We start from the raw sequence: 18,905 nt of genomic DNA on the forward strand, positions 1-18,905 counted from the left end.
GCCGGCACGAAGAAAAAACGCGGATCGATCGATCCGCGTTTTTTATGGGTGCGCGCCGGAGCCGGACGCGCCGCAAGCGGCGCGCGGCGGCCGGGCCGTCACGAACCCGTCTTGCGGGCCGTCGTCTTGCGTGCGGCGGTCTTGCGGGCCGGCGCCGGTTTCTCTTCGGCGCCTTCGGTCACGGTTTCGGCATCCTTCGTCGCCGATTTGGCCGTCTTCTTCGCGGCGGCCGCCTTCGGCTCCTTCTTCTCGAACTCGAAGCCGATCTTGCCGTCCGGCTGCTTCACAAGGAACGCCTTGAAGTTGCGGCCGGTACGCGACGACTTGAAGTTCGGCAGCAAGTCCGTGCGGCCGTCGGCCAGCAGCTTGCCCATCTGCTCGCGCGTGATTTCCTGCTGCAGGATCACCTTGCCCGAGCGGAAGTCGCAAGTCTTCGGGTTCGCCACCGAGTGCTCGCACACGTAGCTCATCCCGTGTTCGAACACGCGGCCCTTGCACTTCGGGCACGCGCCGACCGGTTCCTGCGCGGAGAAGTCGGGCGCTTCGCCTTCCTCGCCGCCCTGGTCCTGGCCGAAATCGAACTCGAGCTTGTAGTTCTTCGTCTCGTCGTCGAACGACAGCTTCAGGATCGCCGAGAACGGGCGGCCCATCTTGCTGCGGAACCCGGACAGCGGCCCGATTTCCTTCTTCTGCAGCAATTCCTCGACTTCCGGGATCTCGAACTGCCGGCTGCCCGGGATCTTCGAGATCGAGAAGTCGCACTTCGTGCACGCGAAGCGGCGATAGTTTTCCTTCACCTGGCCGCCGCAGTTCGGGCACGGCGTCTGAAGGGTCGCGTAGTCGCCGGGGATCGTGTCGGAATCGTATTCCTTCGCGCGCTTGACGATCTGCTGCGTCATGCGGGCGATTTCCTGCATGAACGCGTCGCGCCCGAGATTGCCGCGCTCCATCTGCGACAGCTTGTATTCCCATTCGCCGGTGAGCTCGGGCGCGGTGAGTTCCTTCACGCCGAGGCCGCGCAGCAGCGTCATCAGCTGGAATGCCTTCGCGGTCGGGATCAGTTCGCGGCCCTCGCGCAGCAGGTACTTCTCGCCGAGCAGGCCTTCGATGATCGCCGCGCGCGTCGCCGGCGTGCCGAGACCCTTCGCGGCCATCGCCTCGCGCAGCTCGTCGTCCTCGACCAGCTTGCCCGCGCCTTCCATCGCGGACAGCAGCGTCGCTTCCGAGTAGCGTGCGGGCGGCTTCGTCACGAGCGCGACGGCGGCGATTTCGTCCGTCTTCACCTTCTCGTCCTTCTGCACCGGCACGAGGTTCGCGTCGGCGCCTTCGGCATCGCGGCCGTACACCTGCAGCCAGCCCGGCTCGACGAGCACCTTGCCTTCGGTCTTGAAGTGATGGCCCGCGACTTCGGTGATCCGCGTCGTCACGCGGAATTCGGCCGCCGGGAAGAACACCGCGAGGAAGCGCTTCACGACCATGTCGTACAGCTTCTGCTCAGGCTCGGACAGCGACTTCGGCGCCTGCAGCGTCGGGATGATGGCAAAGTGGTCGCTGATCTTCGAGTTGTCGAAGATCCGCTTGTTCGGCTTCACCCAGCCCTTGTCGAGCACCTGCTTCGCATGCGGCAGATAGTTGTGGCTCTCCTTGAGCATCTCGAGCGTGGACTGGACCGTCGAAAGATAGTCTTCCGGCAGCGCGCGCGCATCGGTACGCGGATAGGTCAGCACCTTGTGCTTTTCGTACAGCGCCTGGGCGAGGCCGAGCGTATTTTTCGCGGAGAAGCCGAAGCGGCTGTTCGCCTCGCGCTGCAGGCTCGTCAGGTCGAACAGCAGCGGCGAGAGTTGCGTCGACGGCTTCGATTCCTCGGACACCGTGCCGATCTGGTCGCGGCAGGCGGCGACGATCGTTTCGGCGGCCGGCAGGCTCCAGAGGCGGGAGTCGCGCTTTTCCGGATCGAATTCGTCGCGCTTGAATTTCGGGTCGAACCACTTGCCTTCGTAGAAGCCGCCCGCGCACGCGAATTCGGCCTTCACTTCCCAGTAGTCGCGCGGGACGAAGCGGCGGATTTTCTCTTCACGTTCGACGACGATCGACAACGTTGGCGTCTGAACGCGGCCGACGGTGGTCAGGAAGAAGCCGCCGCCCTTGCTGTTGAACGCGGTCATCGCGCGCGTGCCGTTGATCCCGACGAGCCAGTCGGCTTCCGAGCGGCAGCGTGCGGCGTCGGCGAGCGGCTGCATGTCCGAGTCGCTGCGCAGATTCGCGAAACCGTCGCGGATCGCCTGCGGCGTCATCGATTGCAGCCACAGACGCTGGACCGGCTGCTTCGCCTTCGCGTGCTGCGCGATCAGGCGGAAAATCAGCTCGCCTTCGCGCCCCGCGTCACATGCGTTGATCAGGCGGTCGACGTCCTTGCGCTTCATCAGCTTCGTGAGCACCTTGAGGCGCGACTCGCTTTTTGCGATCGGGTTCAGGTCGAAATGCGGGGGAATGACGGGCAGATGCGCGAAGCTCCATTTCCCGCGCTTGACCTCGTACTCCTCCGGGGCGGCGATTTCCAGCAGGTGGCCGACAGCGGACGAAAGGACGTAATCGTCGCTCTCGTAATACTCGTCATGCTTGGTAAAGCCGCCCAAAGCGCGTGCGATGTCGTTCGCGACAGAAGGCTTTTCCGCAATGATCAGTGCTTTGGACATGACAGGTGTGTGTTGGTAGACCGGGTTCGCCGGCGTGGGTCCCTTTTACGACCGCTTTATAGCACACGCGGCAGCGACGGCGGCTCGGCGTGTAAAAAGCGGCTCATCATAGAGGGGGGCCGCAACGGCGGCAAGCGTCCGGCGCGGCGGAGCGCGCGAACCTGCGCGAAACCTGCCGCGCCGGCCCGCGAATTCAGGCTTCGACGGTCAGGACGTCGCGCAATTTCGGTGCGTGCGGCGTACCGGGCACCGCGCTCAGGTCGGACAGCATGCGCTCGACGATCGCCGCGTGCGGGAGTACCGTGCCGAAGAAGCGCGCGGTGTGGGCATCCTCGATCAGGATGGTCGGGAAGTTCTCGACGTCGAGATCGTCGAGCCGGTCGGCATGGGTTTCGATGTCGATCCAGGCGAAGCAGGCATCCGGATGCGCGTCGGCGAGCTGGTCGAAGGCGGTCCGGTAGTCGCGGCACGTGCCGCACCACTCGGCGCACAGGCAGGCGACCAGCAACGTGCCGGGATCGGCGAGGCGCTCGGCGATCCGATCTGCGTCGGTGTCGAGATTCAGCGCGGGCATGGCATTCCTTGGGTAGCGTCGGCGGCCGGGCCGCCCCTATGGCGGGGAATGTAGCACGCCCCGCGCGGACGGGGTGGGCGCCGCGTCAAGCCGCGCGAACCGTCCGCCGGCGACGCTCGCGACGCGGCCGGCCAGTTCCAGCGCGAGCAGCGCGCCATGCAGCACGTCGTCGGACAGGCCGCTGTGCTCGGCCAGCCATTCGTACGTCACGGGGCCGTATCCCAGGGCAGCGAGCACCGCCTGTTCCGACGGGGTGACCGGTGACGCGGCTTCGATCCGGGGCGATGCGGCGGCCGCGACGGCGCGATTCGCCGGCGCGCCGCCGGCCGTTTCGGGTTCGCCGCTTTCGCCGGCGTTCGGGCCCGGGTCGGCGGCCCGCACCGTGCCGGCCGGTGCTTGCGCCGCCGGCTCGCCCAGCCCGTATTCCTCGAGCACGTCGAACGGCGCCGCGGTGAGCTTCGCGCCGTCGCGGATCAGCGCGTGGCAGCCCTGCGCGAGCGGCGCGTGGATCGAACCGGGCATCGCGAACACGTCGCGCCCCAATTCGTTCGCGAGCCGCGCGGTGATCAGCGAGCCCGAGCGCGGCGCGGCCTCGACGACGAGCACGCCGAGCGCGAGCGCGGCGATCAGCCGGTTGCGCTGGGGAAAATGCGCGGCGCGGGCCGGCGTGCCGAGCGGCCATTCCGACACGATCGCGCCGTGCGTGGCGATCTCGTGGGCGAGCGCGCGGTGCCGCGCCGGATAGACGAGATCGGCGCCGGTCGCGATCACCGCGACCGTGCCCGAGCGGCCATCGAGCCCGCCACGATGCGCGGCGCTGTCGATGCCGAGCGCAAGGCCCGAGACGATCGTGAGGCCCGCATCGGACAGCCCGCGTGCGAAAAGCGTGGCGTCGGCGAGCCCCTGCGGCGTCGCGTGGCGGCTGCCGACCATGGCGAGGCCGCGGGCGTGCAGCAGATCGAGCCGCCCCTTTACATATAGCAGCGGCGGCGGATCGTGCAGATCACGCAGCCGCGGCGGGTAGGCCGGATCGCTCAGCGTGACGAGCACGTTGCCCGGCCCGTCGAGCCAGGCGAGTGCGGCGTCGGTGCGCGTATCGAGATCGTCGCGCTCGCTCGCGCGCACGGCCTGCGCGGCGGCGGGGCTGGCCACGGCGGCGATCGCCTCGTGGGACGCGCGCAGCAACGCCGCCGGCGAGCCGAACGCGGCGAGTAAAATCTGCAGCACGGCGGGCGGGAGGCCGGGCGCATGCGCGAGTTGCAGCCAGGCGCGCAGCGCGGCGGGCGTCAGCGCTTGCGGCGACATGAGACGGCCCTCGAATGCGGCGGCCAGCGCAGCGCGTGACGCCATGATAAAATTTTCATCATCCGAAATACTCGACAGGGCCGTGCGCGCAGGCGCCCGGCCGATTGCAGGAGGCGCGATCCGCGGCATTGATATGCCACGCATCCGCCTCATCTTCATTGCATCGCGGCGGCGGCGCCAGCCGGCCGGATGGCCGATGCGGCGCGCCGCCCCATCGAATACCGAACACCGAACACCATGGCTTTGCTCAATATTCTTCATTACCCCGACAAGCGGCTGCACAAGGTCGCGAAGCCCGTCGACAAGGTCGACGACCAGATCCGCAAGCTCGTCGCCGACATGGCCGAGACCATGTACGCGGCGCCCGGGATCGGCCTGGCGGCCACGCAGGTCGACGTGCACGAGCGCGTGATCGTGATCGACGTCTCCGAGGAGAAGAACGAACTGCGCGCGTTCATCAACCCGGAAATCGTGTGGTCGAGCGACGCGAAGCAGACCTATGAAGAAGGCTGCCTGTCGGTGCCCGGCATTTACGACGAAGTCGAGCGGCCCGACCACGTGCGCGTGCGCGCGCTCAACGAGCACGGCGAGGCATTCGAGCTCGACTGCGAAGGGCTGCTCGCCGTGTGCGTCCAGCACGAGATGGATCACCTGATGGGCCGCGTGTTCGTCGAATACCTGTCGCCGCTCAAGCAGACGCGTATCAAGACGAAGATGAAGAAACTCGAACGCGCGATGTGATGCGCGCACGCCCAGCCCGACCCCGAACGCTGTCATGACCCATACGTTGCGCGTGATTTTTGCCGGCACGCCGGAATTCGCCGCGGCTGCCCTTGCCGCGATCCACGAGGCCGGTTTCCCGGTGCCGCTCGTGCTCACCCAGCCCGATCGCCCGGCCGGCCGCGGGATGAAGCTCCAGGCGAGCGCCGTGAAGCGCTACGCCGTCGAGCACGGGATGACCGTCGCGCAGCCGCCGTCGCTGCGCCGCGCGGGCAAGTACCCGGTGGAGGCGGCCGACGCGATCGAGCTGCTGCGCGCGACGCCGCACGACGTGATGGTGGTGGCCGCGTACGGCCTGCTGCTGCCGCAGGAAGTGCTCGACATCCCGCGCGCCGGCTGCATCAACATTCACGCGTCGCTGCTGCCGCGCTGGCGCGGCGCCGCGCCGATCCATCGCGCGATCGAGGCCGGCGACGCCGAGACGGGCGTCACGCTGATGCAGATGGACGCCGGCCTCGACACCGGCGCGATGATCGACGAGGCGCGCACGGCGATCGCGCCCGACGATACGACCGCGACGCTGCACGACCGTCTCGCCGCCGACGGCGCGCGGCTGATCGTCGACGCGCTCGTGCGGCTCGAGCGCGATGGCACGCTGCCGGCGACGCCGCAGCCGGCCGACGGCGTGACCTACGCGGAAAAGATCGGCAAGCACGAAGCGGCGCTCGACTGGCGCAAGCCGGCCGACGTGCTCGCACGCCAGGTGCGGGCGTTCGATCCGTTCCCGGGCGGCGTCGCGACGCTCGACGGTGCGGCCATCAAGCTGTGGGCGGCCGAGCCCATGGCGGCGCGCGGCACGATTGCCGACGCGGCGCCCGGCACGATCGTCGAAGCCGCGCCGGAAGGCGTGGTGGTTGCGTGCGGCAGCGGCGCACTGCGCGTGACCCAGTTGCAGAAGCCGGGCGGCAAGCGGCTGCCCGCGCGCGAATTCCTCGCCGGTTCGCCGCTCGCCGCCGGCCAGCGTTTCGCGCTGCCCGACGCCGACTGACACGGCCCGAGCGCCATTCGACCCGGTCTGCCGGCCCGGCGCAACTGGCCGGACGGCCGAGTCGCGCGGTGCGGCAGGCGCGCGTAGAATTTCCCTGCGCTTTCCGGTTTCGAGGTCTTCATGTTCGGCATCACCCATTTCGGCTTCTTCGTGTTCGCGGTTTTCCTGCTGAACATCACGCCCGGCCCCGACACGGCCTACATCGTCGGCCGCAGCGTCGCACAGGGGCGCGGCGCGGGGCTGATGTCGGCGTTCGGCATTTCTGCCGGCTGCTGCGTCCACGCACTTGCGTGCGCATTCGGGCTGACCGCGCTGCTGGCGGCGTCGGCAACCGCGTTCACGGTGATCAAGCTGGTCGGCGCCGCGTACCTGATCTATCTCGGCGTGCGGATGGTTATCGCGAAGCCGGCCGCCGCGCCGTCGGGCGCGGAAGCCGTGCAGGTCCCGGCCGCCAGGCCGCTGCGCCAGCTGTTCATGCAGGGCTTCTGGACCAACGTGCTCAATCCGAAAGTCGTGCTGTTCTTCGTGTCGTTCTTCCCGCAGTTCGTATCGGCCGACGGTCCGCACAAGGCATGGGCGTTCCTGACCCTCGGCGCGGTGTTCGTCGCGATGAGCACGGTCTGGACGAGCCTGGTCGCGTGGGTGGCGGGCACTGTCACGCAGCGCTTTTCCGGCAAGCCGGGCGTCAAGAAGTGGCTCGATCGCACGGTCGGCAGCGCTTTCGTCGGCCTCGGCCTGCGTCTGGCCGCTTCGCAACGCTGAGATTGAATTTTTCCGGCGAGACCTTATCTAACAAATCGCTTACAATTTTCCGCCGTGCGCTGTGAAGCGCGGCGGGTCCCCTGACGGATAAGGAGTGGGTATGTTCAATTGGGTCAAAACGGCGATGCTGATGGCCGCGATCACGGCCCTGTTCATCGTGATCGGCGGGATGATCGGCGGCTCGCGCGGCATGACGATCGCGCTGCTGTTCGCGCTCGGCATGAATTTCTTCTCGTACTGGTTCTCGGACAAGATGGTGCTGCGCATGTACAACGCGCAGGAAGTCGACGAGAACACGGCGCCGCAGTTCTACCGGATGGTGCGCGAGCTGGCCACGCGCGCGAACCTGCCGATGCCGCGCGTCTACCTGATCAACGAGGACGCGCCGAACGCGTTCGCGACGGGCCGCAACCCCGAGCACGCGGCGGTCGCCGCGACGACGGGCATCCTGCGCGTGCTGTCGGAGCGCGAGATGCGCGGCGTGATGGCGCACGAGCTCGCGCACGTGAAGCACCGCGACATCCTGATCTCCACGATCACGGCGACGATGGCAGGTGCGATCTCGGCACTCGCGAATTTCGCGATGTTCTTTGGCGGGCGCGACGAGAACGGCCGGCCAGCCAACCCGATCGCGGGTATCGCGGTCGCGCTGCTTGCGCCGATCGCAGGCGCGTTGATCCAGATGGCGATTTCGCGGGCGCGCGAGTTCGAGGCCGACCGCGGCGGCGCGCAGATTTCCGGCGATCCGCAGTCGCTCGCCACCGCGCTCGACAAGATCCATCGCTATGCGGCGGGCATCCCGTTCCAGGCGGCCGAGGCGCATCCGGCCACCGCGCAGATGATGATCATGAATCCGCTGCACGGCGGCGGCCTGCAGAACCTGTTCTCGACGCACCCGGCCACCGAGGAGCGCATCGCGCGCCTGATGGAGATGGCGCGCACCGGCCGCTTCGATTGACCTCCGGCATACCGCGCGGCCGTTGCCGCGCGGAGGCCGCCCCGCCACCCCGCATGCTCCGCGCTGCGGGGTGTTTCATTTGCGTGCGCCGTAAAGGGGCCAAAGGGGCGGCATGGCCGCACGCTACAATGCGCGGTTTGGGATCGCCAGGCCGTCTGGCGGCTGCGATCCCGCCGTTTGCCGCATTTGTTTGCCGCAGCTGATTGCCGCGCCTGTTTGCCGATTCCGCACCGATGACACGACCCCGTTCTTCCGCTTCGACTCCTTCCGGCCGCCCGGCGCGCCTGGCCGCGCTGCATCTGGCGCCCGATTCGCTCGGCTTCGCGCTCGACGCGGCCGCGCAGGCGGTCGATGCGGTGCGGCGCGGCACCGCATTGCCGGCGGCGCTGTCGGCGGTGTTCGCGCAGATGCCGTCCGGTGCGCAGGCGCTCGCGCGCGGCGCGACGCAGGACGTCGCCTACCGGACGATGCGTCACCTCGGCAGCGCGGACTGGCTGATCGGCCGGTTCGTCAGCAAGGCGCCGCCCGCGCACGTACACGCGGTGCTCGCCGGCGCATTCGCGCTGCTGCTCGACCCGGCGGACGAGGCCGCGTACCCGGCGTTCACGGTGGTCGACCAGGCCGTTACCGTCATCGGTGCGCGGCGCGAATTCGCATTCGCGAAGGGGATGGTCAACGCGGTGCTGCGCCGTTTCCTGCGCGAGCGCGACGCGCTCGTCGCGGCGATGCAGGACGACCCGGTCGCGCGCTGGAACTACCGCGCATGGTGGGTCGATGCGGTGAAGCGCGCATGGCCCGACGCGTGGCAGGCGATTCTCGCGGCCGGCGAGCGTCAGGGGCCGCTGACGCTGCGCGTGAATGCGCGCCGCGCGAGCGTCGACGCGTATCTCGACACGCTGCGCGCGAGCGGGATCGACGCGACCGCGATCGGCCGGCATGCGGTGCGGCTCGCGTCGGCGCTGCCGGTGGATCGCATTCCGGGATTCGCCGACGGCGTGGTGTCGGTCCAGGACGCCGGCGCGCAACTCGCGGCCGAATGGCTCGGCGCGCGCGACGGCATGCGCGTGCTCGACGCATGCGCGGCGCCCGGCGGCAAGACGGGCCATATTCTCGAACTCGCGGACGCGGAAGTCGTGGCGCTCGAAAGCGACGCGACGCGCGCGGCGCGTATCGGCGAGAATCTCGTGCGGCTGTCGCTCGCGGCGGAGGTGCGCGTCGGCGACGCGGGCGCGCCGGACGCGTGGTACGACGGGCGCCCGTTCGATCGCATCCTGGCCGACGTGCCGTGCTCGGCGTCCGGCATCGTGCGGCGGCACCCCGACATCCGCTGGCTGCGCCGCGAGGCCGATATCCCGGCGCTGGTCGCGGAGCAGCGCCGCATCCTGTCGGCGCTGTGGCCGCTCGTGAAGCCGGGCGGCGAACTGCTGTACGTGACCTGTTCGATCTTCCCCGAAGAAGGCGAATTGCAGGCCCGCTGGTTTGAAGCGGCCTGTGAAGATGCGGTACGATTGGACGCCCCCGGCCAGCTGCTGCCGGGTGGCGCGCACGGACGGGCGGCCGCCGGCGCACTCGACCAGAACACCGATCACGACGGATTTTTCTACGCGCGGTTTCAGAAACGGTGACGATCAAACACCTTTTTCCCTTTCGGCTCGCGGCCGTCTTGCTGGTTGCGTTGACGCTATGCGTGGCCATCGTCCGGCCGGCGCATGCCGAATCGATCGCCGTGCAGCGCGCGTCGCTCCAGGCCGACGGAAGCGGCTGGAGCCTCGACGCGCGTTTCGACTTCGAGCTGAATCCGAACCTCGAGGATGCCGTCAACAAGGGCATCCCGCTCTACTTCACGACCGACTTCGAGCTGAGCCGCGCGCGCTGGTACTGGTTCGACGAGCAGCCGGTGTCCGTCACGCAGACGATCCGCCTGTCGTTCCAGCCGCTCACGCGCGAGTATCGCGTGTCGACGGGCGGCCTGCAGCTCGGTTTCCCGTCGTTGAAGGATGCGCTCGCGGTCGTCCGGCACATCACGTCGTGGCACGTGATCGATCGCAACCAGGTGCGCGTGGGCGAAACCTACACGGCATCGGTGCGGATGCAGCTCGATACGGCGCTGATGCCGAAGCCGTTCCAGGTCGATGCCGTGAACAACCGCGACTGGACGCTCGGGTCGGACTGGAAGCGCTTCAATTTCACGGTGACCGAACGTGCTAAATAAAGTACGCCGCGCGGCCAGCGGGAAGAGCCTCCTCGTGCGCGTGATCGTCTCGACCGTCGCGCTGACCGCGCTGCTGCTGCTCGTGCTGCTCGCGGCCGCGAGCGCGAACACCGAATTCTTCGACCGCTATTACTCGTGGCTGTACGCGACCAACATCGTCGTCGCGCTCGTGTTCCTGCTCGTGGTGCTCGGGCTGATCGGGATGATCGTCGCGCGCCTGAGGAAAGGCAAGTTCGGCACGCGGCTGCTCGCGAAGCTCGCGGTGTTCTTCGCGCTCGTCGGCGTGGTGCCGGGCGGGATCATCTACATCGTGTCGTACCAGTTCGTGTCGCGCAGTATCGAGTCGTGGTTCGACGTGAACGTCGAGACGGCGCTGACGGCCGGCCTGAACCTCGGCCGCGGGATGCTCGATGCGTCGCTGTCCGATCTGCAGACGAAGGCGCGGCTGATGTCCGACCAGCTCGCGAGCGTCGACGCGAACACGAACGGCACGACGCTCACGCTGCTGCGGCTGCGCGACCAGTTCGGCGTGCAGGACGCGACGATCGTCGAGCCGAGCCGCGGCGGCTCCGGCGCGGCGCCCGACCTGCACATCGTCGCGCAGGCGTCGGGCAATTTCGCGGCGCTGATTCCGGACGACCTGCCGACGCCGCTGATGCTGAGCCAGGCGCGCGAACACGGCGCGTATGCGGCGATCGAGGGCGAAGTCGACGGCGACCCGCGCGCGCACGGCGCGAAGGGCGCGCTGCGGCTGCGCGTCGTGCGGCCGATTCCCGATGCGACGACGTCGCTGCTGCAGCCGGCGGAGCGGTTCCTGCAGCTCACGCAGCCGGTGCCGCCCGGGCTCGCGCACAACGCGGACGCCGTGCAGCGCGCGTACCGCGAGTACCAGGAAAAGTCGCTTGGCCGCACCGGCCTGCGCAAGATGTACATCGGCACGCTGACGCTCGCGCTGTTCCTCGCGACCTTCATCGCGATGATGCTCGCGCTCGCGCTCGGCCAGCAGCTCGCGCGGCCGCTGTTCCTGCTCGCGCAGGGCACGAAGGAGATCACGGAAGGCGACTACACGCCGAAGCGCGAGATCAAGACGCGCGACGAGCTCGGCTTCCTCACGCAGTCGTTCAACGCGATGACGCGCCAGTTGTCCGAGGCGCGGCTCGCGGTCGAGAAGAACCGCATCGCGCTCGAGCATTCGAAGACGTATCTCGAGAGCATCCTCGCGAACCTGACGGCCGGCGTGTTCGTGCTCGACCGCCAGTTCCGGTTGACGACGGCCAATCGCGGCGCCGAGCGGATCTTCCGGCAGCCGTTCAACACGCTGATCGGCACGACGCTCGACCGGATCGGCGTGGCCGCCGGGTTCGGCGCGATGGTGCGCAAGGCGTTCGCCGATCGCGAAGCGGCGTCCGACGGCGGCAGCGGCGATCGCGGCCACTGGCAGCAGCAGTTCGCGATCGAGGTGCCGGGCGAAACCGATCCGCTGACGCTGCTCGTGCGCGGCACGCGGCTCGTGTCGACGGTCGAGGGGCAGGCCGACGATCCGCAGACGTCCGGTTACGTCGTCGTGTTCGACGACATCTCCGACGTGATTTCCGCGCAGCGGTCGGTCGCGTGGGGCGAGGTCGCGCGGCGGCTCGCGCACGAGATCAAGAATCCGCTGACGCCGATCCAGCTGTCGGCCGAGCGGCTGCAGATGAAGCTGTCGGACAAGCTCGCGCCGTCCGACGCGGACGTGCTCAAGCGCGGCGCGACGATGATCGTGAACCAGGTGGCCGCGATGAAGCGGATGGTCGACGATTTCCGCGAATACGCGCGCACGCCGCCGGCGGTGCTCGCGAACCTGCAGTTGAACGACCTGGCGAGCGAGGTGCTCGGGCTGTACGGCGTCGGCGAAGGCAAGAGCCCGATCGTCGCCGAGCTCGCGCCGTCGCTGCCGGTGATTCGCGGCGACGCGACGCAATTGCGCCAGGTGATTCACAACCTGCTGCAGAATGCGCAGGATTCGGTCGCGGAGTCCGCGCATCCGCGTGTGTTGATCGAAACCAAGACAGTAGAATATGGCGACCCCGACGCCGAAGGCAAAACGCGCGTCGCGGTACGTCTGACCGTGTCCGACAACGGGCCCGGTTTTCCGGCACGCATCCTGACCCGCGCGTTCGAGCCTTACGTGACGACGAAGGCGAAGGGCACGGGGCTCGGGCTGGCCACGGTCAAGAAAATCGTTGACGAGCACGGCGCGCGGATCGATCTGCGCAATCGCATGCACGGCGAGACCGTCGAGGGTGCGCAGGTGTCGATTCTCTTCCTGCAGATGGCGAGCGATACGCCAGGCGCCGAACCGGGCGCGCAGGACGGGGCGACGCCCGCCAAGACAAAAGCAAGTGAGCAGACAAAGGCAGCGTAAATGGCAACCATCCTGGTGGTAGATGATGAAATGGGCATCCGGGAATTGCTCTCGGAGATCCTCAGCGATGAAGGACATGTCGTCGAGGCGGCGGAGAACGCGCAGGCCGCGCGGGAATACCGGCTGAAGCAGGCGCCCGATCTCGTGCTGCTCGATATCTGGATGCCCGATACCGACGGCGTCACGCTGCTCAAGGAATGGGCGGCGCAGGGGCTGCTGACGATGCCCGTGATCATGATGTCCGGGCACGCGACGATCGATACGGCCGTCGAGGCGACGAAGATCGGCGCGCTCGATTTCCTCGAGAAACCGATCGCGCTGCAGAAGCTGCTGAAGTCGGTCGAGCATGGTCTCGCACGCGGCGCGGCGCCCGTATCCGCGAACGCGGCGGCGAAGGCGGGCGGCGGCCAGCCCGCAGGCCCGGCGGCGGTCGCGTCCGCGGCGGCGCTGCCGACGCTCGGCGACGACATGGCGTCGGCGCTCGGCCTCGCGGGCCAGACGGCCGCGATCCCGTTCGACATCCCGCTGCGCGAAGCGCGCGATGCGTTCGAGCGCGCGTACTTCGAATATCACCTCGCGCGCGAGAACGGCAGCATGACGCGCGTCGCGGAGAAGACGGGCCTCGAGCGCACGCACCTGTATCGCAAGCTCAAGCAGCTCGGCGTCGAGCTCGGCAAGAAGCCGCCCGAAGGCGCGCTGTAAAATTTTTTGCGAAAGCACTTGCTCAGGGATGAATAGCTCGATATACTTTCATTCTTCGTTGGCCCGGTAGCTCAGTTGGTAGAGCAGCGGATTGAAAATCCGCGTGTCGATGGTTCGATTCCGTCCCAGGCCACCAGCATTCAAAACCCCAAGAATCGGAAGGTTCTTGGGGTTTTTCGTTTGTGGTGGGTATGGCGTGTCGCGGGCCGCGGGCCCGGCAGCATTCGCCGGGGCATGATAAAATCCGTGCCCGCTCAATGACTTAGCGCATCGCTTCATGCGCATGGTCGGCCGCCCGCGGCGCGCCTGCCGTGGCGCGCGGCAACGATGCCGCGCGATGAGCGGTATAAGCGCGCCGCCGCATTCTCGGCCGACCGCGCTGCCTATACTGGTCGAGCCGGCGCAGGCCGGCCGTGTCGGGCCGCCCGGCGGCAGCCGGCCTCAGGGCGCAGCGCGACGCGAGCCTACACATTCACGGAGTATCACGGTGATTCGGACAGACGCTAAAGACGGCGCGCTCGTGTTGTTTTCCGGCGGGCAGGATTCCGCCACGTGCGTGGCATGGGCCCTCGAACGCTACCAGACGGTCGAGACGCTCGGCTTCGATTACGGCCAGCGTCATCGCGTCGAGCTCGAGTGTCGCGAAGGCGTGCGCGAAGCGTTGAAGCGCAAGTTTCCGGCGTGGTCGGACCGGCTCGGCGACGATCACATGATCGACCTGTCGGTGCTCGGCGCGATCAGCGATACCGCGATGACGCGCACGATCGAGATCGAGACGGCGGCGAACGGCCTGCCGAATACGTTCGTGCCGGGCCGCAACCTGATGTTCATGACGATCGCCGCGGCGATCGCCTATCGCCGCGGGCTGCGCGTGCTGGTCGGCGGGATGTGCGAGACCGATTTCTCGGGCTATCCGGACTGCCGCGACGACACGATGAAGGCGCTGCAGGTCGCGCTGAATCTCGGCATGGATACGCGCATCGTGCTCGAGACGCCGCTGATGTGGCTCGACAAGGCGCAGACGTGGCAACTCGCCGAACAGCTCGGCGGCGACGCGCTCGTCGAACTGATCCGCGTCGAGACGCACACGTGCTACGTGGGCGAGCGCGCGGAGCTGCACGACTGGGGCTTCGGCTGCGGCGAATGCCCGGCCTGCAAGCTGCGCAAGCGCGGCTACGAAGCCTACCTGAAGGGCGAGCGGGTGACCGAAGCGCCGCTGTGACGCGGCTCGCGCGGGCAGCGCTTGATGGACAACGGATTCTGATCGACAACGAGCGGCGCGAGCCGGACGAAGCACGATGACTTACGCGGTCAAGGAAATTTTCTACACGTTGCAGGGCGAGGGCGCGAACGCGGGCCGGCCGGCCGTGTTCTGCCGGTTCGCCGGCTGCAATCTGTGGTCGGGCCGCGAAGAGGACCGTGCGGAGGCCGTGTGCCGCTTCTGCGATACCGACTTCGTCGGCACCGACGGCGAGAACGGTGGCAAATTCAAGGACGCCGCCGCGCTCGTCGCGACGATCGCGGGCCTGTGGCCGGAAGGCGAAGCGCACCGCTTCGTCGTCTGCACGGGCGGTGAGCCGATGCTGCAGCTCGACCAGCCGCTCGTCGACGCGCTGCATGCGGCCGGCTTCGAGATCGCGATCGAGACCAACGGCTCGCTGCCGGTGCTCGAATCGATCGACTGGATCTGCGTGAGCCCGAAGGCCGATGCGCCGCTCGTCGTCACGAAAGGCAACGAACTGAAGGTCGTCGTGCCGCAGGACAACCAGCGGCTCGCCGACTACGCAAAGCTCGATTTCGAGTATTTTCTCGTGCAGCCGATGGACGGCCCGTCGCGCGACCTCAATACGAAGCTCGCGATCGACTGGTGCAAGCGTCATCCGCAGTGGCGGCTGTCGATGCAGACCCACAAATATCTGAACATTCCCTGAGCCACGGCTTTTGACATCGTGCTGATTACCCGAAAACTCGAATTCGACGCGGGCCACCGCATCCCCGATCACCGCAGCCAGTGCAGGAACCTGCACGGCCATCGCTACGTGCTCGAAATCACGCTGCGCGGCGATCTCGTCGATACGGAAGGGGCGCCCGACCGCGGCATGGTGATGGATTTCGCCGATGTGAAGGCGCTCGCGATGGAGCACCTCGTCAGCAAGTGGGACCACGCGTTCCTCGTCTATGCGCGCGACGAGGTCGTGCGCTCGTTCCTCGAGCAGATGGCCGACCACAAGACCGTCGTGATCGACCGGATCCCGACCGTCGAGAATCTCGCGGCGATCGCGTTCGACATCCTCGCGAACGTGTACGACGCGCACTACGGCGTGAACCTGCGCCTCGAGCGCGTGCGGCTGTACGAAACGCCGAACTGCTGGGCCGACGTCGAGCGCCAGCCCGGCCGCTGATCCTGCCTGCCCCGGCAGCCCCGCCGTGCGGCGCGGGCTGCCCGTCGATGCGCTTTCGCGCGCCCACGCCCCCGCGGTCTCGCCGCCGCCAGTCCCGCGCCGGTACGGCTTCCCCCGTCGGTTCCCGCATCGAGCACCCCGCCGCGCTATGATCGTCGTGCGGCGCCGAAAAACGCTCGCGTGACCCATTGCGCGGCCCGCGCTGTCAGATCGGCCGTCCCGGGCCGACTCACGTTCTCGGGCGCGCGATCCGCCGCCGCCGTGCTTCGCTTGCCCGGCGGCGGGCGTTTCGCTTCGCCTGTTGCTTGTCCCGTTCGATTGCCGTTCCGCTCCGGAGGCCGTATCGATGAGCACGCTCACCAATTCCCTCAAACAACGCCTGCGCGACGGTGACGAGCCGCTGTACGGCCTGTGGCTGTCGCTCGGCAGCGACTCGGCCGCGGAAGCGCTCGCGCACGCCGGTTACGACTGGCTCTGCATCGACATGGAGCATGCGCCGAACGACAGTCGCGACGTGGCGTCGCAACTGCGCGCGATCGCCGCCGCGCACCTGCCGAGCGAGCCGGTCGTGCGCGTGCCGGCGCGCGAGCCGTGGCTCGTGAAGCGCGCGCTCGACGCCGGCGCGCGCACGCTGATGTTCCCGTGTATCGAGACGCCCGACGACGCCGCGCACGCGGTGCGGCTCACGCGCTTCCCGTCTCCCGAAACGCCCGACGGGCTGCGCGGCGTCGCGGGCATGGTGCGCGCGGCGGCGTTCGGCATGCGACGCGACTACCTGCAGACGGCGAATGCGCAAGTCGCGGTGGTCGTGCAGGTCGAATCGGCGCGCGGCGTCGACGAAGTCGAGCGGATCGCGGCGACGCCGGGCGTCGATTGCCTGTTCGTCGGTCCGGCCGACCTCGCGGCGAGCCTCGGGCATCTCGGCGATATCCGCCATCCGGACGTCGAAACCGCGATGGCGCGCGTGCTCGCGGCCGGCAAGCAGGCGGGCGTCGCGGTCGGCATCTTCGCGGCCGATACGGCGGCCGCGCGCCAGTACCGCGAGGCCGGCTATCGGATGATCACGGTGTCGGCCGACGTGAGCTGGCTGTTGCGCGCGACGCGACAGGCGTTGCAGGAGGTACGGTCATGAATGGCGCAGACGGTGCGTGCCGCAGGCACGCGCGGATCGGGACGATGGTCGGCCTGTGGGCCGTGTGGGCGGCGGCCGCCGCGCAGGGCGCGCCGCAAGCGAAGCCCGATCCGTCGCGCGAGACGCAATCGGCGGTCGCCGACTACAACGCAGGCGACTATCGCGCGGCGCTGGTGCAGTTCCACGATGCGGCCGAGCGCGGCGATCGCCTCGCGCAGTTCAATTACGCGATGATGCTGCTGACGGGCGAAGGCGTGACGGCGAACGTCGACGAAGGGCTGCGCTGGCTGAAGCGCGCGGCGGAAGCGAACATGTCGCATGCGCAGTACGTGTACGGCCGGATGTTCGACGACGGCGAGTTCGTCGCGCGCAATCCGGCCGAAGCGCACCGCTGGTTCCTGCGGGCCGCGAAGCAGGGGCACGTGCAGGCCGCGCTGTCGCTCGCGAACCAGTTTCTGGACGGGCGCGGCACGCCGCGCGACAACCGGCAGGCGTTCACGTGGTACAAGCAGGCCGCCGACGCCGGCGAGCCCACCGCGCAGTACGTGACCGCATCGTTCTACGAGCGCGGCGGCGACGGCGTCACGCAGAACCTGAACATCGCGCGGGCGTATTACGCGGCGGCCGCCGCGCAGGGCGACGAGACGGCCGGCCTGAAATTCAAGGAGCTGAGCGCGCGGCTGAAGGCGCCGGCATCGGGCGCCGGCGCGGGGCAAGACAAGCCGCGCGCGCCGCCGCAGTAAGCGGCCGCATTCGGCGGGCCCGATGCAAAACGGCGCGTCGCGGCGCCGTTTGCGTGTGCTGCGCGGTATACGGTGCCGGCTGCGCGATCAGCTCTTCATCAGCCGCCGCTGCCGGCCGACGCTCATGATCATCCCGATCGCGATGCCGAGCGTCGTGAGCGCGGTGCCGCCGTAACTCATGAACGGCAGCGGCACGCCGACGACCGGCAGCACGCCGCTCACCATCCCGATGTTGACGAACGCGTAGACGAAGAACGCGAGCGTGAGCGAGCCCGCGAGCAGCCGGCCGAACTGTGTCGCGCCCTGCGCGGCGATGTAGAGGCCGCGCGCGATCAGCGCCATGTACAGTGCCAGCAGCACGAGCCCGCCGGCGAGCCCCCATTCCTCCGAGAACACCGCGAAGATGAAGTCGGTGTGCTTCTCGGGGATGAATTCGAGGTGGGCCTGCGTGCCTTTCAGGTAGCCCTTGCCGAGCACGCCGCCCGAGCCGATCGCGATCACCGCCTGGATCGTGTGGAAGCCCTTGCCGAGCGGGTCGGACGTCGGGTCGAGCAGCGTGCACACCCGGTGCTTCTGGTAGTCGTGCATCAGCGGCCACTGCACTTCGGGCTGGCAGATGCGTTCCTCGAACACGGCGATCGAGCCGACCGCGATCACGCCCGCGACGAGCACCGGCACGATCAGCTTGAACGACAGGCCGGCCAGATAGATCACGAAGAAGCCGGCCGCGAACACGAGCAGGCCGGTGCCGAGGTCGGGCTGCTTCGCGATCAGCCCGACCGGCACCATCAGGATCCCGAACGCCGCGACGAAGTCGTACCAGCGCAGCCCGCCTTCGCGGCGCTGGTAGTACCACGCGAGCATCAGCGGCGTCGCGATCTTGAGGATTTCCGACGGCTGGATCACGACGCCGACGTTCAGCCAGCGCTTCGCGCCCTTCTTGGTCATCCCGAACAGCGCGACGGCGATCAGCAGCGTGACCCCGAACGTGTAGAGCGGGACCGCGAAGCGCATCAGCGTGGTCGGCGGGATGTTGGCGATCACCCACATCAGCACGAAGGTCAGCAGGATGTTGCGCAACTGGTCCTCGACGCGGCCCGGCACGTCGATCGACGCGCTGTACAGCGTGACGATGCCGACGCACAGCAGCAGGAACACGATGAGGGCGAGCGGGCGGTCGAAGCCCGCGAACATCTGCTTGATCTTGTCGAGCCAGGCGCGCTTGTCGAATTGCATGCCTTTCTCCG

The 18,905-nt window shown here is 68.2% G+C and carries 17 protein-coding genes and 1 tRNA gene; 14 read left to right on the forward strand and 4 right to left on the reverse strand.

All coding sequences use genetic code 11. The annotated features are described in order from the left end of the window. Positions 1 to 98: 98 nt before the first annotated feature. From C5F75_RS01605 to dprA, 3 genes are all read right to left on the reverse strand, one after another. Positions 99 to 2,696, reverse strand: coding sequence for a DNA topoisomerase III (locus tag C5F75_RS01605; protein ID WP_059573606.1), 2,598 nt, complete (start codon positions 2,694 to 2,696; stop codon positions 99 to 101). Positions 2,697 to 2,889: 193 nt separating this feature from the next. After that, positions 2,890 to 3,270 carry a thioredoxin family protein gene (locus C5F75_RS01610; RefSeq protein ID WP_060010898.1) on the reverse strand — a complete coding sequence of 127 codons (381 nt, stop codon included), beginning with the start codon at positions 3,268 to 3,270 and terminating at the stop codon, positions 2,890 to 2,892. A gap of 36 nt (positions 3,271 to 3,306) precedes the next feature. Beyond that, positions 3,307 to 4,620 carry a DNA-processing protein DprA gene (dprA, locus tag C5F75_RS01615; RefSeq protein WP_060010900.1) on the reverse strand — a complete coding sequence of 438 codons (1,314 nt, stop codon included), beginning with the start codon at positions 4,618 to 4,620 and terminating at the stop codon, positions 3,307 to 3,309. A gap of 192 nt (positions 4,621 to 4,812) precedes the next feature. On the opposite strand from dprA, the gene def reads away from it, so the two are divergent. From def to C5F75_RS01685, 14 genes are all read left to right on the forward strand, one after another. Beyond that, on the forward strand, positions 4,813 to 5,316 hold the full coding sequence (def, locus tag C5F75_RS01620) for a peptide deformylase (RefSeq protein WP_104011815.1): 504 nt from the start codon (positions 4,813 to 4,815) through the stop codon (positions 5,314 to 5,316). Between the two features lie 34 nt (positions 5,317 to 5,350). Next, positions 5,351 to 6,343: a methionyl-tRNA formyltransferase gene (gene fmt / locus C5F75_RS01625; RefSeq protein ID WP_104011806.1), complete on the forward strand. Its 993-nt coding sequence runs from the start codon at positions 5,351 to 5,353 to the stop codon at positions 6,341 to 6,343. Positions 6,344 to 6,463: 120 nt separating this feature from the next. Then, entirely contained in the window at positions 6,464 to 7,105 is a 642-nt protein-coding gene (locus C5F75_RS01630; RefSeq protein ID WP_060010905.1) for a LysE family translocator, read from the forward strand. Between the two features lie 100 nt (positions 7,106 to 7,205). Next, positions 7,206 to 8,063: a zinc metalloprotease HtpX gene (gene htpX / locus C5F75_RS01635; protein ID WP_006485774.1), complete on the forward strand. Its 858-nt coding sequence runs from the start codon at positions 7,206 to 7,208 to the stop codon at positions 8,061 to 8,063. A 233-nt stretch (positions 8,064 to 8,296) separates the two neighbouring features. Next, on the forward strand, positions 8,297 to 9,688 hold the full coding sequence (gene rsmB, locus C5F75_RS01640; protein ID WP_060010917.1) for a 16S rRNA (cytosine(967)-C(5))-methyltransferase RsmB: 1,392 nt from the start codon (positions 8,297 to 8,299) through the stop codon (positions 9,686 to 9,688). Continuing rightward, positions 9,685 to 10,275, forward strand: a complete 591-nt coding sequence (locus C5F75_RS01645) for a DUF4390 domain-containing protein (RefSeq protein ID WP_059573648.1) — start codon at positions 9,685 to 9,687, stop codon at positions 10,273 to 10,275. The genes rsmB and C5F75_RS01645 overlap by 4 nt, the downstream gene beginning before the upstream one ends. Further along, complete coding sequence (gene esaS, locus C5F75_RS01650; RefSeq protein WP_059573612.1) at positions 10,265 to 12,679, forward strand: sensor histidine kinase EsaS; 2,415 nt, start codon at positions 10,265 to 10,267, stop codon at positions 12,677 to 12,679. Before C5F75_RS01645 ends, esaS begins: the two co-directional genes overlap by 11 nt. Continuing rightward, positions 12,680 to 13,381 carry a response regulator transcription factor EsaR gene (gene esaR, locus C5F75_RS01655; RefSeq protein WP_059573613.1) on the forward strand — a complete coding sequence of 234 codons (702 nt, stop codon included), beginning with the start codon at positions 12,680 to 12,682 and terminating at the stop codon, positions 13,379 to 13,381. A 60-nt stretch (positions 13,382 to 13,441) separates the two neighbouring features. Next, positions 13,442 to 13,517, forward strand: a tRNA-Phe gene (locus tag C5F75_RS01660). Between the two features lie 351 nt (positions 13,518 to 13,868). After that, entirely contained in the window at positions 13,869 to 14,603 is a 735-nt protein-coding gene (gene queC, locus C5F75_RS01665; protein ID WP_059573614.1) for a 7-cyano-7-deazaguanine synthase QueC, read from the forward strand. 76 nt (positions 14,604 to 14,679) lie between these two features. After that, positions 14,680 to 15,312, forward strand: a complete 633-nt coding sequence (gene queE, locus C5F75_RS01670; protein WP_006482565.1) for a 7-carboxy-7-deazaguanine synthase — start codon at positions 14,680 to 14,682, stop codon at positions 15,310 to 15,312. Positions 15,313 to 15,330: 18 nt separating this feature from the next. Beyond that, complete coding sequence (gene queD / locus C5F75_RS01675; protein WP_059573615.1) at positions 15,331 to 15,783, forward strand: 6-carboxytetrahydropterin synthase QueD; 453 nt, start codon at positions 15,331 to 15,333, stop codon at positions 15,781 to 15,783. Between the two features lie 346 nt (positions 15,784 to 16,129). Continuing rightward, positions 16,130 to 16,915: an HpcH/HpaI aldolase family protein gene (locus C5F75_RS01680; protein WP_099316932.1), complete on the forward strand. Its 786-nt coding sequence runs from the start codon at positions 16,130 to 16,132 to the stop codon at positions 16,913 to 16,915. Then, a complete protein-coding gene (locus C5F75_RS01685; protein WP_104011807.1) occupies positions 16,912 to 17,658 on the forward strand; it encodes a tetratricopeptide repeat protein in 747 nt (248 codons plus the stop codon). Before C5F75_RS01680 ends, C5F75_RS01685 begins: the two co-directional genes overlap by 4 nt. An 87-nt stretch (positions 17,659 to 17,745) precedes the next feature. Here the strand turns inward: C5F75_RS01685 and rodA are convergent, their stop codons facing one another. Beyond that, on the reverse strand, positions 17,746 to 18,894 hold the full coding sequence (gene rodA, locus C5F75_RS01690; protein ID WP_059573618.1) for a rod shape-determining protein RodA: 1,149 nt from the start codon (positions 18,892 to 18,894) through the stop codon (positions 17,746 to 17,748). Positions 18,895 to 18,905 lie beyond the last annotated feature (11 nt).

The organism is Burkholderia anthinoferrum (assembly GCF_002925705.1).
In the GTDB taxonomy this organism is placed as follows: domain Bacteria; phylum Pseudomonadota; class Gammaproteobacteria; order Burkholderiales; family Burkholderiaceae; genus Burkholderia; species Burkholderia semiarida.